We start from the raw sequence: 16083 nt of genomic DNA, 5'->3' as shown, positions 1-16083 counted from the left end.
CCGGCCTCCGGCTGGTACTCGCCGGTGGCGTGCGTCACGGGCCCGTCGGGGCGCAGGCTGGAGATGCTGAAGGACGTCGTGCCGCTGCCTCGGGTGAGCGCGATGGAGACGCGGACCGGCGCCTCCACCTCCAGCCGCTGCTGGAGCACGACGCGGGACAGGCTGAAGCGCTGGCCCTCGTTCTCCGGCAACTGGAACGCGCGCCACGCCATCTCCAGGTAGCACACGGCCGGGAGCACCCCGTGCGAACCCACCACGTGGTCGCGCAGGAAGGGCGCATCCGGCGTGAGCGTCGTCTCGTAGCGCAGCGTGTCCGCCGCCAGCGTGGGGACGACGTGGTCCACCAGCGGGTGGAGCGACGCGGGGCGCGCGGCTCCTCCCCGGACGAGCGATGCGTCCCAGTGACGCTCGCGCTCGAACGAATACGTGGGCAGGTGCAGGCGCCGCGGCAGCGGGCCCGTGTGCAGCCGGGCCCAGTCCACGTCCAGCCCCGCGACCCAGAGCCGGGCCACCTTGTCCAGGCGTCCCTTGCCCAACAGCCGCCACACGTGGTCCTGGCCGTCCTCGCCCTCCAGCGCCTCCATCAGCGCGGGCGAGCGCGTCGCCGGGTCGCCCACGAAGGTGGACTCCGCGGACGTGCCGCGCAGGAAGTCCTTCAGCCGCGAGCGCAGCTCCTCCACGTGGGACACGACCACCGCCAGCCGGTGCGCCATGGGCTCGCGGCCCACCTGGAGCGTGTGGCAGACGGCGTGGAGCCAGCACCGGGCCTCCGCCTGCCCCGTGGAGGGGCGGCGGTCGAGCTCCTCCAGCATCGCGGCGGCGGAGCGCTCCAGCGCGCCCCGCGTCTTCGCGGACAGGAGGAAGACGGCGGGCCCTTCCGGCGCGGGGGCCTGGCTGGCCTGCGCATCGGAGTCACCGCCGAACTCCTCGAGCACGACGTGGGCGTTGACGCCGCCGAAGCCGAACGAGCTGACCCCCGCGCGGCGGGGCACCGACGGCGCGGGCCGGTGCCAGTCCGCGGTCTCCGTCACGACGTAGAAGGGAGACCCTTCCAGGGCGATGTATTCGTTCTGCGCCCGGAAGTGGACCGTCGCCGGGAGCTTCCGGTGCTTGAACGCCAGCAGCACCTTCACGACCCCGGCGACGCCCGCCGCGGCCTCCAGGTGCCCGATGTTCGTCTTCACCGACCCCAGGCCGCAGGTGCGAGCCGGCAGGTCCGACCCGGCGTCCGAGGCCAGGGAGCGGAACGCGTTCACCAGGGCGCGCGTCTCCACGGGGTCGCCCAGCTTCGTTCCGGTGCCGTGCGCCTCCACGTAGGAGACGGTGGAAGGATCCACGCGGGCCTTGCGGTAGGCGCGCGTGAGCAACTGCTCCTGCGCGCGGGGATTCGGCGCGGTGAGCGTGTTGGCGTGGCCCCCGTGGTTGATGGCCGAGCCCCGGATGACGGCGTGGATGGCGTCGCGGTCCGCGAGCGCCTTCGACAGGGGCTTCAGGATGAAGACGCCCGCGCCCTCGCCCCGGACGTAGCCGTCCGCGGAGCGGTCGAACGTCTTGCAGCGGCCGTCCTCGCTGAGCATCCCGGCCCGGCCGAAGGCCAGGGTGAGGAACGGGGAAAGGATGAGGTTGATGCCGCCGACGACGGCCTGCTCGCAGTCGCCGTTGCGCAGGGACTCCAGGGCGCGGTGGATGGCCACCAGGGAGCTGGAGCAGGCCGTGTCGATGGCCTCGCTCGGCCCGTGCCAGTCCATGAGGAACGAGACGCGGTTGGGCAGCATGGTGCCCGCGATGCCCGTGGCGCTGTAGGCCTCCACGGTGTCCTGCTGGCGGACCTGGAAGGCGCCGTACTCGAGCGCGCCGACTCCGACGAAGAGGCCCGTGTTGCTGCCGCGAAGCTCGCTGGGGCGGTGGCCGGAGTCTTCAATGGCCTGCCAGACCAGCTCCAGCAGCAGCCGCTGCTTCGGATCCATCAGCGCGGCCTCGCGCGGCGTGATGCCGAAGAAGGCCGCGTCGAACCGATCCACGCCGGAGATGAAGCTCGCGCGCCAGGGCTCCCGCCCGTCGATGCGCAGGTACGGCCGGTCCGCCGGCACCGGCGTGACGAGGTCCGCGCCCCGCGCCAGGTGCTCCCAGAACTCGCGCAGGTCCTTCGACCCCGGGAAGACGCCCGCCAGGCCCACGATGGCCACGGGCTCGTCCAGCGCCGGCTCCGGCACCACGGCGGGAGCGGCCACGCGGGCCTGCTCCACCGCCGGGGCGGCGGGCGCGGACACGGCCGGCGACGGGAGGGATTGGGTGAACGCGGAGGCGTGCTCGCGCGCCAGGTGAAGGGCCAGGGCCCGGGGGCTCTGGAACTCGAAGACGAGCGTGGGCGACAGGGAGGCGCCCAGCTCCGTGCCCAGCGCCGTCATGAACTCCACGAGCGCGACCGAGGACAGGCCCGCCTCCATGAAGTTGCGGGACGGATCCACCTGCTCCACGGCGACGCCGAGCTTCGCGGCGATGCGCTCACGCAGGCGCCGCTCCACCCCCCTCGCCACCTCGTCCCCGGCGGCGAGCGGAGGGACGGCGGCCCTCGAAGGAGCAGGGACCGCAACGGGGGTGGTCGTCGTCGAGAAGGGATTGCCGAGCGCCGGGACGTTCTTCAGGGTGACTCCCGTCAACTCCACCAGCGGGCGGCCGGAGGCGTCATGCAGCCGCGCGTCGAGCACGAGCACCTCGTCGTTCGACAGGCGCACGCGGCTGGTGGCGATGCAGCGGGGACCGGGCGACTGGTGCACCACCAGCCGCTCCACGAACATGGGGATGCACGGTCTGCCGCGCGCGGCGAGCGGCTCGAAGGCCCCCGCCACGATGACGCCATCCAGGAGCGCCGGAGGAACGAAGCAGTCGGAGCCGGCGGAGGACTCCTCCGCGACGGCGAGCTCGCCCAGGACCTCACCGTCCCGGTGGAAGGTGCGCTGGACCGTGAAGAGCGACGGGCCATAGGCCACGGACACCTGGCGCATCCGCTCGTAGACGCTCGCGCCTTGCGTGGTGCGCGTGGCCTCCCGCTGGAAGCGCGCGACGTCCAGCGCGGTGGGCGCGGGGCCCGCTCCCGCGTCGAACAGGAACGTCCCCGTGGCGCAGCGGACCGGGGGCGCGTCGGGCGCCAGCTGAAACGACACTTCGAACGACGCGTCCCGCACCGACACCGTGATGCGCGCGGCTCCGCCCGGCCCGAGCACCAACGGCTGGTGGAAGAGCAGGTCGCGCAGGCCCACCGGCGGCCGCTCCTGGAAGTGCCGGCGGCCGGCCTCCAGCACCCAGGACGCGTACGTCACGCCCAGCAGCACGCGCTGGCCGAGGACGGTGTGGTCCCTCAGGGCCGGGTCGTCGTGCGTGAGCGTGAAGCCATCCTCCAGGCGTGCGCCCACGACGCGCAGGGCCCTGCGGGTCAGCAGGCCCCCTGTCGCGCGCGCCGGTCCCACCGGTTCCGGGCTGGATGAAGCGGTCGCCACCTTGTCGGACTCCACGGTCATGCCCCTCTCCCCGACTTCAGCCCCTCCGCGCGCGGCGCGGCGGCGTGTTCCCAATGGCCGTGGGTCAACGGTGCGTCGTCGCGGTGCGTGCGCTCGGCGGCCGGCGCGGTCACCGCGTCGAACCAGTAGCGCAGGCGCTCGAACGGATAGGTGGGGGCCGCCACGCGCGCGGGCGTCGCGTCCCCGTACAGCGCCATCCAATCCACCGCGTCTCCACGCACCCAGCCCCAGGCCAGCGCGCGCGGATCCGTCCCGAGCACCGGCGAAGGCTCGCGGTCCGCGGCGGTCCCTTCATGCGTGCGCGCATCCACCGTCCCCTCGCCGTAACGCGCGAGCGAGGACTCCAGCTCCGCCAGGTCCGAGGCCACGATGGCCAGCCGCTGGCCGTGCACGGACCGTCCCGTCTGGAGCGTGTACGCGAGCCGGGGCAGCGCCAGCGAGGAAGCCCCCCCCGCGCGCAGCTCCGCGACGTGCTCGCGCAGCGCCGCCGCGTACCTGCGAAGCGCGGACGCGTCACGCGCCGACAGCGGGATGACCTGGGGGCCCGGCGCCGCGACCTCACCGCGGGCCGGCGGCACGTACTCGTCGATGACCACGTGGGCGTTCGCGCCCCCCGCGCCGAAGGAATTCACCCCCGCGCGGCGCGGCAGCGCGTGCCCGTCCGCGTCGACCCGCGCCGCCCACGGCGTCGCCTGGGAGACGAGGTGGAACGGCGAGTCCCGCAGGTCCAGGTAGGGGTTCACGTCGTTCAGGTTCGCGAGCGGCGGCAGCGTCTGGTGGCGCAGCGCCAGCAGCACCTTGAGGACGCCCGCGATGCCGGCCGCGGACTCCAGGTGGCCGACATTGGTCTTCACGCACGTCACGGCGCAGGACGCCTGGGAGGTGGCCTCCCCTCCTCGCGCGCGGGCCATCTCCTGGAACGCGCGCTTGAGGCTGTTGAGCTCCACCGCGTCGCCAATCTCCGTCCCGGTGCCGTGCGCCTCGATGAGGGACACGCTGCGCGGGTCGATGTCCGCGCGCTCGTAGACCTGCCGGAGCAGCTGCACCTGCGCGTTGCCATTCGGGGCCGTGAGCGAGTTCGCGCGGCCGCCGTGGTTGACGCCCGTGGCCCGGATGACGCCGAGGATGCGGTCGCCGTCCGCTTCGGCGGCCCGCAGGGGCTTGAGCACCAGCGCGCCGGAGCCCTCGCCGCGCACGAAGCCATCCGCCCCGCGCGAGAACGAGCGGCAGGCGCCCGTGGGGCTGAGCATCCCCGCCTCGCTGAAGGTGATGTCCATGCGGGGGCTGGCGATGACGCTCACCCCGCCGACCAGGGCCAGCGAGCACAGCCCGCGCCGCAGGTCCTCCACGGCCTTGTGGATGGCGACCAGCGAGCTGGAGCACAGCGTGTCCACCGGCTCGCTGGGGCCGTGGAGGTTCAGCAGGTACGAGACGCGGTTGGCCAGGAACGCATGCGCGTTGCCGAACGTCGCGGCGGAGCGCACGCCGTCCGCGGCGGACTCCACCACGTCCGTGTAGTCACGGTTGGTGACGCCGACGTAGAGCCCGGTCCGCGTCCCGGACAGCGACGCGGGGTCGCGCCCCGAGTCCTCGATGGCGCTCCACACCGTCTCCAGGAACAGCCGCTGCTGCGGGTCCATGAGGCGCGCTTCCTCGGCGGGGATGCCGAAGAACGGCGCGTCGAAGCGGTCCACCGCCTCCAGGAAGCCGCCCCACTTCGACACGCTCTTGTTGCGCCCGGGCGCCTTCGCGTCGCCATGGAACGCACGCCAGTCCCAGCGGTCCGCCGGCACCACGCGCACGAGCGACCGGCCCTCCTCCAGGTTCTTCCAGAACGCCTCCAGGCTCGAGGAGCCGGGCATCCTTCCGCTCATGCCGATGATGGCGATGGGCTCATCCGCCCCCACGATCGCGGACGGCGCCGCGACGGCGGGCGTCTGCTCGACGGCGATGGCAGGTGACGGGGGCGCGGCAGTCGGGGCCGGCGGGGAGGCGTGCGCCGCCAGCTTCGCGCCGTAGCGCTCGCGCAGGTGCGAGGCGAGCGCGCCGAGCGACGGGGGCGTCAGCTCGAAGAACACGGCGGGCGTCAGCTCGGAGCCGAAGGTGGTGTTGAGCGCGGTCGCCAGCTCCGTGAAGGAGATGGAGTCGTAGCCGTACTCCGCCAGGTCCTTGCGCGGGTCCAGCGACGCCGGCTCCAGTTGCAGGAGCCCCGCGACGATGCCGCGGACCTCGTCCAGCAGGCCGGGCAGCGCGGCCGTGCTCGCGGGGGCCGCCGCGGGCACGGACACGCGCTGGGACACGGGTTCGGTGCGCTCCGGTGCGGAGGGCTCGGCCGCGGCCTTCAGGAAGCGCGAGGACAGCGCTCCCCCGCGCCCCAGCACCAGCGCCTCGGGGAGCCGCTGGCCGAGGACGGCGTCGAACGCGTCCAGGCCCGTGGCCGTCTCCAGGGGCTCGGTGCCGAAGAAGCTCCGGATGAACTGCTCGGTGGCGGCGTCGACCTTCATGCCGCCGTCGCGCCAGTAGGGCCAGGCGATGGCGTGGCTGGTGCCATGGCGCATCCCGCGCTGGCGCAGGCCGTCGCGGAAGGCGCGGAAGCCGTCCAGGAAGGCGTTGGCGAACGCGTAGTCCGTCTGCCCCACGTTGCCCGTGCGGGCCACGAGCGAGGAGAACACGGCGAAGAACTCCAGCTTCTCCGCCGCGAGCGCGCGGTCCAGCAGCAGTGTGCCGGTCACCTTCGGCGCGAGGACCGCCTCGAACTCACCCGCGGTCTTCTTCACCAGCCGCTGATCCCGGCGCTCCCCCGCTGCGTGGATGACGCCCTGGATGCCGCCGTAGCGGGCCCGCAGGGTGTCCACGAGCATCTCCACGTCGCCGGGCTCGGTGACGTCCGCGACGAAGTACTCCACGTCCGCGCCCTGCGCGCGCAGGGCGTCCAGCTCCGTCCGGCGGGCCTCCGTCAGCGCGGAGCGGCCACACAGGGCCACGCGCACACCGGGGCGCTTCAGCAGGTGCCGGGTCAGGTGCAGGCCCAGCGCGCCAGCGCCGCCGGTGATGAGGCAGGCGCCGCCATTCGGGAGCACGGGCCGCGCGGCATCCACTTCGCCGGAAGGCAGCGGCGCGAGGACCTCCACGAAGCGCGCCCCGTCCCGGTGCACCACGAAGGGCTCGGCCATCGCGCCCGCGCTCAGCTCCGCGAAGGCGGCGTCGGCCATGGCGTCGGGGCGCTCGGCCTGCACGACGGTGAGCTTCAGCAGGTCGCTCTCCAGCCGGACCGACCGCGCGAACCCCTTGAGCGCGGCGGACAGCGGATGCGGCCGGGCCTCCGTCGCGGGGAAGACGGACAGGAAGGGAAGCGGGCGCTCCAGCCCGTCCCGCAGCAGCGCCTGGCACAGGTGGAACACGCGCAGGGCGCCGTCCTGGAGCTGCGCCTTGAGCGCGTCGGCGTCGTAGGAGAACGCCGCCGTGGGGCCACCGTGGATGACCGCCGCCGGTGACAGCCCGCGGGCGCGCAGGGCCTCCAGCACCCGTCCCAGTTCCTCCGGGCGGCGGGCATCGAAGTCGAACACCTCACCGCCGTCCCCCGGATGGAAGCGCTCAGAGGGCCGGGCCCACACGAGCGAGGGCCGCGCCCCAGAGCCTCCCAGCAGCTCCCGCAGGCGCTCCACGAAGCCGCCGTCGCGCGACACCACGAGCACCGGTCCGGAGAGCTCACGCCGCGCGCGCGGCGTCAGGTCCGCGCGCTCCAGCACGGTCCGGTACAGCGTGGCCGCCTCCGGCTTCACGGCCTCGTCCCGCTTCACCGGGCGGACGCTGTAGTCCCGCACGCGCACCAGGACCTCGCCGCTGGGGCTCATCAGCGTGAGGTCGAAGCGCGACTGGAGCGACGGCCGGCCCTGGCCGTCCGCCACGCTCACGTGCACGCAGCAGGCCGCGGGGAGCGCGCGCCCGAAGAGCTCCACCGACCTCATGGAGAAGGGAAGGAACGCGACATTGCCGGAGCCCTCGGGCGTGAAGAGCAGGCCGGCCACCGACTGGAGCATCCCCTCCAGCAGCGACGGGTGCAGCACGAAGGCGTCCTGCGCCTCCGCGCCTTCCGGAAGCTGGAGCTCCACCAGCGCCTCGCGCGCGCCCCGGAGGACCCGCTCCACGGGCTTGAGACTCGCGCCGTAGGCGTAACCGAGCCCCGCGAACGGCTGGTAGAATCGCGCGCGGTCATCCGCCGTCGTGCAGCGCCGCCGGATGGCGTCCACGTCCACGCGCGCGGGGACGGCGCCCTCCACGGGCCCGGTGTCGACCCCGCCCTGCACGTGCACGTCGCCGTCCCCGGTGACGAGCTTGAACTCCACCGCGCCGTCCTTGCGCTCGAAGCGCGCCCACGCGTCCCGGGGTGCGCCGTCCACGGCGAGCGGCTTGAGCCACACCAGGTTGCGCAGCCGCGTGACGGGAGCGCCGCCCGACGCGAGCTCCCCCGCCATGCGGGCCATCTCCAGGGACACCACCGCGGGGAGGATCCGCTTCCCGCCAATCTCGTGATCCTTCAGGTAGCGGGCCTCCGGCTGGAGTCGCTTGCGGAACACCACCGCGTCGAGCGTGGACTCGTTGGCGTCCACGAGCGCGCCCAACGCCGCGGGCGCGCGCGCCTCGCCGCCTGGCGACAGGCTCCGGGGGCCGGTGCCCTCCGTCACCCAGTGGCGCTGCTTCTCGAAGGGATAGGTGGGCAGCGAAACCCGGCGCGGGCGCGTGCCCGCGTGCAGGACGCTCCAGTCCACGTCCTCGCCCGAGGCCCAGCGCAGGGCGCTCCGCGCCGCCTCGCCACCGGTGGACGCCATCGCGGTCTCACGGCCCTCCAGGAAGGCGGACAGCTGCTGCTCCAGCCCGGCCACGTTGGAGGCGACGAAGGCGGCCCGCGACTCCATGGCCGCGCGGCCGGTCTGCAGCGTGTACGCGACGTCCGCCAGACGCGCGTCCAGCCCCGCGTGCCGCCGCAGGTGCGCGAGCAGGTCTTGCGCGCGCTGGCGCAACCGCTCCGGCGTCTTCGCGGACAGGGGGAACACGAACGGACCGGCGGCCTCCCCTGCCCCGGCGCGCTCGGCGCCCTCCATCGGGAACTCCTCCAGCACCACGTGGCCGCTGGCCCCGCCGAAGCCGAACGAGCTGACGCCCGCGCGGCGCGGGTGGCCGTGCGCGGAAGCGGGCCAGTCCCGCGTCGCGGTCGCGACGGACAGCGGCGTCCCCGCCAGGTCGATGAGCGGATTCAGGGCGTGGAAGTGGAGGTTGCCCGGCAGCTTGCGCGTGCGCAGCGCCATCACGGCCTTGATGACCCCGGCGATGCCCGCCGCGGCCTCCAGGTGGCCGATGTTCGTCTTCACGGCCCCCATCACGCAGGCCGCGGGCGGCTGGAGCGGAGGCTGCCCCTTCTCGGCGTTCTCGAACGCGCTCGCCAGGCTCTGCACCTCGATGGAGTCCCCGAGCTTCGTCCCGGTGCCGTGCGTCTCGATGAACGAGACGGTGCGCAGGTCCACCTTCGCCTGGGCGTACGCGTCCGCGAACAGCTGCGTCTGCGCGTCCGGGTTCGGCGCGGTCAACGAGTTGGCGCGCCCACCGTGGTTGACGGCGCTGCCCCGGATGACGGCGTGGATGGTGTCCCCGTCCCGGCGCGCGTCACTCAAGCGCTTGAGCAGCAGCGTCCCGATGCCCTCGCCGCGCACGTAGCCGTTGGCGGCCTGGTCGAACGCCTTGCACCGGCCGTCCGGGCTCAGCATCCCGTTCTGGCTCAGGGCCAGGTAGAGGTTCGGGCTGAGGATGAGGTTCACGCCCCCGGCGATGGCGGCGTCGCACTCCCCCCCGCGCAGCGCGCCCACGGCGCGGTGGATGGCCACCAGCGAGCTGGAGCACGCGGTGTCCACGGCCTCGCTGGGCCCCAGCAGGTCGAAGAAGAACGAGACGCGGTTGGGCACGAGCGAGCCCGCGAACCCGGACAGCGAATACCCCTCCAGGTCCACGCCGTGCTCGCGCTGCACGTCCCAGTAGTCGGAGTTGATGGCGCCCAGGAAGACGCCCGTGCGCGTGCCCGCGAAGGCGGAGGGCGCGTAGCCCGCGTCCTCGAAGGTCTTGTAGACCGTCTCCAGCGACAGCCGCTGGCGGGGGTCCATCACCCGCGCCTCACGGGGCGAGACGTTGAAGAAGGCCGCGTCGAACCGGTCCACGTCGGAGATGAAGCCGCCGAAGAACGCGTCGGACTTGTTCTTCTGCGTCTTGGGGTTGCCGAAGTACGCGCGCGAGTCCCACCGCTCCAGCGGCACCTCGCGCACGGAGTCCCGGCCCGACAGCAGTCCCTCGAAGAAGCCCTCCGGGTCCTCGGAGCCCGGGAAGCGGGACGCCATGCCGATGATGGCGATGGGCTCCGGCACGTCCTCCCGCGCCGGAGCGGCCGTGGACGCCGCCGCCACCGGCAGGGCCACCCCGCGCTCCGCGAGGTGCGCCGCCAGCGCGCGCACGGACGGGTACTTGAAGAGCGCCGGAGGATCCACCTGGACGGACAGCCGCTCCAGCAGCCGCGCGCGCAGCGCGGTCAGCGTCACGGAGTTGAAGCCGGCCTGAGCGAACGTCGCCGTCAGCGGCAGCTGCTCCGGCCGGACGCCGAGCACCGACGCCGCGACCTCCCGCAGCGCGCCCTCCAGGTCTCCTGAAACAGGCGCGACCGCCGGGACCCGCACGGGGCCGCCAGCGGTCGGGACGGGGCCCGCGCCGTGGTCGCGCAAGAGCGCGTCCAGCTCCAACGCCGCGAGCGCCTTGCGGTCCACCTTCGCGTTGAGCGTCATCGGGAACGAGCGCATCCCGAGGAACACCGCGGGGACCATGTACTCGGGCAGCCGCTGCCGCAGGCGGGCCTGGAGGTTCTCCACATCCAGGGGCGCGGCACCGTCACCCAGACAGAAGGCGTGCAGCGCCTGCTGGCCCACCCGGTCCGCGCGCACCACGACCACGGCCCGGGTCATGCCCGAAACGGCCTGGAGGACCTTTTCAATCTCCTCCAGCTCGATGCGGTAGCCGCGCAGCTTCACCTGGTTGTCGACGCGGCCCGCGTACACGAGCGTGCCGTCCGGCCGGAGGGACACCTGATCCCCGGTCCTGTAGAGGCGGGCGGACGGGTCCTGGGAGAACGGATCGCGGATGAAGCGCTGCGCGGTCAGCTCCGGCTTGTGCAGGTAGCCCTTCGCGACGCCGACCCCGCCGATGCACAGCTCGCCCGTCGTCCCCGGCGGCACGGGCGCCAGGTGCTCGTCGAGCACGTGGAGCGTCGTGTCGCCAATGGGGCCCCCGATGCGGATCTCCTCGCCGGGCACCACCTTCCAGAGGGTGGACCAGATGGTCGTCTCCGTGGGGCCGTAGAGGTTCCACAGGCCGCGCACGCGCTCCAGCAGCGCGTCCGCCAGCTCACGGCCCAGAGACTCGCCGCCGCACAGGGCGGTGAGGCCGCTGGCGCCCCGCCATCCGGCGGACACGAGCATCTGCCACGTCGCGGGCGTCGCCTGCATGAAGGTCGCGGCGCCCCGCTCCAGCGCGTCCTTCAAGCGCAGGCCGTCCTTGCTGACCTCCTCCGTGAGGATCTCCACCCGGGCGCCGCACAGCAGCGGCAGGAAGAGCTCCAGGCCGGCGATGTCGAAGCACAGCGTGGTGACCGCCAGCAGGTGGTCCCTCGACGTCATGCCCAGGTGCTGCCGCATCGCGCACAGGAAGTGGGCCAGGCCCCGCTGGAAGACCTGGATGCCCTTGGGCTCGCCGGTGGAGCCGGACGTGAAGAGCACGTAGGCGATGTCGTCTGGCGTGGCCCGCGCCGCCACCCGGCTCGCCGCGTTCGGGAACATCTCGCGGGCGGCGTTGAAGAAGGCCCCGTCCACCTCCACGGAGCGGCCGGAGAACCAGCGCGGCGCGCCGTGCGCCCCCCGGTTCGTCAGCAGCAGTCCCAGCTCCGCCGTCCGCGCGATGTACCCCAGCCGCTCATCCGGGAACGTGGGATCCAACGGCACGTACGTCCCGCCGGACTTGAGCACGCCCAGCAGGCTGATGAGCATCTCCAGCGAGCGGTCGAAGAAGATGCCCACCGGCGTGCCGCGCGTCACGCCCAGGGCGTGGAGGCTCGCCGCGACCAGCGAGGACTGCTCGTCCAGCTGCCGGTAGCTGATGGAGCGCCCGGCGCACAGCGCCGCGACACGGTCCCCCTGCTCCCGCGCGCGCGCGGCGAACAGCTCCGCGAACGTCTTGTCCCGGGGGTAGTCCTGCACAACGGGGGTCGCTTCCGGACCGCCGGGCCTGCCGCCGCCCGGTCCGGAGCCGCCGCCACCGCCCGGGTTCGGGCCCTTGTCGGTGAACCAGTACCGCCGCTTGTCGAAGCGGTACGTGGGCAGGGAGACGCGCCTCGCGGAGGCCGCCGTGGCCAGGCGGCGCCAGTCCACGCCGCCCCCCGTCACCCACGCCTCGGCGAGCCGCTCCGCGTCGCCATCCGCGAGCACCGCGGTGGCGCCCGCGCCAGGCTCCGCGGCCTGCCCCGTGAAGAGCCTCCGGGGGGACGACTCGCCCCGGAGGAACGCGGCCAGCAGCACCACCAGCTCCGCCGTGTCGTGCGCCACCACGGCCAGCCGGTGCCGCAGCGGTTCGCGGCCCACCTGGAGCGTGAAGGCCACGTCGCGCAGGGAGAGCGCCGCGCCCGGGGACTCCACGAGGAAGGCCCGGAGCGCCTCGGCCTGGGCGCGCAGGGCGGCCGGGGTCCCGGCGGACAGGGGCACCGCGTACGCCCTGCCCTTCGGCCCGGCGTCGGCTTCCGGCCGGGACGCGACCTCCTCCAGCACCACGTGCGCGAGCGCGCCGCCGAACCCGAACGCGCTCACCGCGCCCCGGCGCGGACCCGCCGCGGGACGGGGCCAGTCACGCGTGCGGTCCACGATGTAGAACGGCGACCCGTCCAGGTGGATGTACGGGTTGAGCGCGTTGAAGTGCAGGTTGCCGGGCAGCACGCCGTGGCGCATGCCCAGCACGACCTTGAGCACCCCCGCGATGCCCGCCGCCTCCTCCGCGTGGCCGATGTTGCTCTTGAGCGAGCCGATGCCGCAGCTCCGCGGCGTCCACCGGGCCGGCTGGCCCCGCGACGACACCGCCCGTTCGAACGCGGCGCCCAGCGACGCCACCTCGATGGAGTCCCCGAAGGGCGTGCCCGTGCCGTGCGCCTCCACGTACTGGATGGAGGAGGGCTCCACCTGCTGCCGTCCGTAGACGTCCAGCAGCAGCGCCTCCTGCGCGTTCGGGTTGGGGGACGTCATCGAGTTGGAGCGCCCCCCGTGGCTGACGGCGCTCGCCCGGACGACGGCGTAGACGTTGTCCCCGTCCGCCAGCGCCTTGTGCAGGGGCTTGAGCAGCACCGCGCCAATGCCCTCCGCGCGGGTGTAGCCCGCCGCGTCCTTGTCGAAGGGGCGGCACTTGCCGTCCGCGGCGAGCACCCCGCCCCGGCCGAACGACACGTGCATGGCCGGCGTCAGGATGAGGTGCACCCCGCCGGCGATGGCCATGGTGCACTCGTCGTTGCGCAGCGACTGGAGGGCGCGGTGCAGCGCCACCAGCGAGCTGGCGCACGCGGCGTCCACGGCCTCGCTGGGCCCCTGGAAGTCGAAGAAGAACGAGACGCGGTTGGCCAGGATGGAGTTGGAGCGGCCCGTGGAGTTCTGCTCCTCGATGGCGTTCCCGCTGGCGCGGTAGAGCTCGTCGTACTCCGGCAGGCCCGCGCCAATGAAGACGCCCGTGCGGGAGCCCGCCACGTCCGACGCCCGGTACCCGGCGTCCTCCAGCAGCCGCCAGGTCGTCTCCAGCAGGAGGCGGTGGCTGGGGTCCATGATGACGGCTTCCTTCTCCGACACGCCGAAGAAGGCCGGATCGAACTGGTCGATGCCGTCCAGGAAGCTGCCCCACTTGATGTGCGTCTTGTTGGGGCCGCCGTGGGCCTCACCGAACCACGCGCGCCAGTCCCAGCGCTCGGCGGGGATCTCCGTCACCGGGTCCTTGCCCGACGTCAGCGTCTTCCAGAAGTCGAAGACGTCCTGGCCACCGGGGAAGCGGCCACTCACGCCAATGATGGCCACGTCCCGGGCATCCACCACGGCGGGGGCCGCCGGAGCGGCGGTCGGCTCCAGCCACCCCCAGCCCTTCGCGGAGCCATCCGCCGTGGCGGCCACCGGAGCCTGCGCAGGCGCGGACACCACCGGCGCGGGGGCCGGGGCCTGCGCCGCGCGGCGCGTGACGAGCCGCAGCGCATAGCGCTCCGAGAGCGCGGGATAGCGGGCCTCGTGCAGGTGCGCGATGAAGGCGCGCAGCCTCTTGTACTTGAAGAACAGGATGGGCGTCAGCGACAGGCCCAGCTTCGTCCCGATGCGATCCGCCAGCCGCGTGAGGGAGATGGAGTCGAAGTGGGCTCCGCTCGCGGAGTCCAGGTCCATGGACATGCCCAGGTCGATGGACGCCGGGGGCTTGCCCAGCATGTCCGCGACGATGCCCACGACGTCCGCGGTGAGCAGCCGCAGGACCTCCGCGCGGGTCTCCTCGCTGTTGAAGTCGATGCGCGCGGCGCCCGTGTCCTGGGCCTCGTCCGCCTCCCGCACCTCCAGGCGCGGCGCACCCTCCATGAACAGGGACGTGCCCATGCGGCGGCCCGCCCGGGTCAGCTCCGCGCGCAGGCCGTTGAAGGACCGGGCCAGCGCCCACGCCATGCCCGCCTCCGGGCGCGGCGCGACGAGCGCGAAGAAGTCCAGCGGCAGCTCGGACGTGATGTCATCCAGCGCCAGCACCTGCTCCAGGGTGCGCGGGATGTGTCCCGAGGGCTCAAGGTACTGGATGACGCCGTCCAGCCGGCCGAAGTCGTCCTGGATGCGCTTGCGCACGGAGGCGCGCAGGGACTCGAAGTCCTCCAGCGCGTCCGCGTGCACGGTCATCACGCGGCAGCCGTGCGCGCCGGTGAGCTCCTCCACCAGCGGCCGGGACGCGGCACCGGACGGATCCACCACCAGGTAGACGCCGCCCTTGCGGCACGCCAGCCGCTCCGCCGCGCCCGGCGACACCGCCGCGGGCACAGGCAGGGGCTGACCCCGCACCACGGACTCCAGCGCGGACATCAGGCGCCGGCTGGACTCCTCCAGGTCGGGCAGCCGCCGCTCGACGTGGAGCGGGTGGAGCACCAGGGGCGGCCCCTCCGCGGGCCCCGCGCCGACGATGGCGTTGTGCGGCTGGGCCTCCAGCCCTTCACCGTGGTGCACGTAGACGAGCGGCGTGTGGCCGCGGCCCGCCAGCGCGCCCCGGAGCTTCTCCACGGCGCCCAGCGCGAACCTCCAGTTGCCCGCGATGGAGTCCGTGAGGCTTCTCAGGTTCCGGCGGCCGGCGTAGTCGACGTTCCACGCCTCGTAGTTCCACAGGTGGAGGATGGCGCGGACGCGGCCGTGCGCCGCCTCCACCTCTAAGAGCAGGCGGCCGAAGTGCGCCGCGTCGTCCGGATCCACCTGGAAGAGCCGCTCCCCCAGCCGGCGGAAGACGCGGCCGGGCTTGACGAGCACGAACGCCGCGCCCGACAGCGCTTCCACCTGCTTCGCCCGCTCGGTGAGCCTCGCGTGCAGGTCATCGCGCCGCGCCAGCACCAGGACGACGTCCCCTGTCCCCACCTGCGCGCTCATGAGCGCCCCCCGCCCACCACGTCGAGCCGGCCCGCGGCATTGGCGAAGGTGGCAATCGAATAATCATCGAACAGCGTGCGGTCCACCTTCATCTCCAGTCCCGCGTCGTTGGCGTAGTCCGCGATGAGGAAGTTGCCGGCGACGTCCAGCCCCACCGTGCGCGCCAGCTCCGTGATGTCGTCGAAGCCGGTGTTCCAGGGCGCGCCCAGCGAGCGGAAGCCGTCCAGCAGCGCCTCCGACTTGCGGTAGCCCGTCGCCTTGGTGATGAGCTTCTTCGACAGGTAGTCGAAGGTGATCTCGAAGCGCTTGAGCCGGTCCCTCAGCGCGATGAGGGTGTTCACCGCGCTCTGGTATTCCAGGTAGAAGACGTTGCCCTCCCAGAGGATGAACGTCTGGGCGTCGAAGTCGAACCCCTGCGCCTCCAGCGCGGAGAGGAAGTCCACGCTGGTGTACTCCGCGGGCACGAACGTCGCGGCCTGCGCGTAGCCGTGCTGCTCCAGCTGCTTGCGCTTGAACTCCAGGACGTGGCCCTGCTCCACCTCGAAGTAGCGCACGCCGTCCGCGGCCAGGCGGATGGGGCGCGTGTCCAGGCCGGAGCCCAGGATGAGGAACTGGCGCACGCCCGCGGCGATCTTGTCCAGGAACGTCTGGTCGAAGTAGCGCGTGCGGTAGCGCACCAGGTAGCGCGTGGACGGAGAAGCGGAGGCGATGGCGTTCGACGCCTCCGTGGCCTCCGCGTTCAGGAAGGCATTGGCCACGTGGTCGCTGAACAGGGGACTCGCGGCTTCCGTCTCCTCCGCGCGCCAGTTCGCGATCACGAAAGCGGTCCGGCCCACCATCTCATAGGCAGTGCTCAT

General features: G+C 73.2%; 3 protein-coding genes (1 of these 3 cut by a window edge). All 3 read right to left on the bottom strand.

The genetic code is table 11. The features are described from left to right. Tightly spaced (each overlapping or abutting the next), the 3 genes in view from D7Y15_RS01460 to D7Y15_RS01450 form a layout consistent with a single transcriptional unit that may run on beyond the window. Positions 1–3518, bottom strand: partial view of an SDR family NAD(P)-dependent oxidoreductase gene (locus tag D7Y15_RS01460; RefSeq protein ID WP_121751477.1) — the beginning only. Its footprint begins 7975 nt before the window's first position; the window shows 3518 of its 11493 coding nt (coding positions 1–3518); it begins with the start codon at positions 3516–3518; its stop codon lies beyond the left edge, outside the window. Further along, a complete protein-coding gene (locus D7Y15_RS01455) occupies positions 3515–15226 on the bottom strand; it encodes an amino acid adenylation domain-containing protein (RefSeq protein WP_121751476.1) in 11712 nt (3903 codons plus the stop codon). Before D7Y15_RS01455 ends, D7Y15_RS01460 begins: the two co-directional genes overlap by 4 nt. Continuing rightward, on the bottom strand, positions 15223–16083 hold the full coding sequence (locus D7Y15_RS01450; RefSeq protein WP_121751475.1) for an SAM-dependent methyltransferase: 861 nt from the start codon (positions 16081–16083) through the stop codon (positions 15223–15225). Before D7Y15_RS01450 ends, D7Y15_RS01455 begins: the two co-directional genes overlap by 4 nt.

The sequence above is a fragment of the Corallococcus sp. AB030 genome (assembly GCF_003668965.1).
GTDB classification, from domain to species: domain Bacteria; phylum Myxococcota; class Myxococcia; order Myxococcales; family Myxococcaceae; genus Corallococcus; species Corallococcus exiguus.
Note: the sequence above shows the minus strand (reverse complement) of the source record. Positions and strands in the feature narration are given on the sequence as shown.

Excerpts from the sequence above, each read along its gene's own strand:
- D7Y15_RS01455 (WP_121751476.1), bottom strand. The coding sequence starts at position 15,226 with ATGAGCGCGCAGGTGGGGACAGGGGACGTCGTCCTGGTGCTGGCGCGG.
- D7Y15_RS01450 (WP_121751475.1), bottom strand. The coding sequence starts at position 16,083 with ATGAGCACTGCCTATGAGATGGTGGGCCGGACCGCTTTCGTGATCGCG.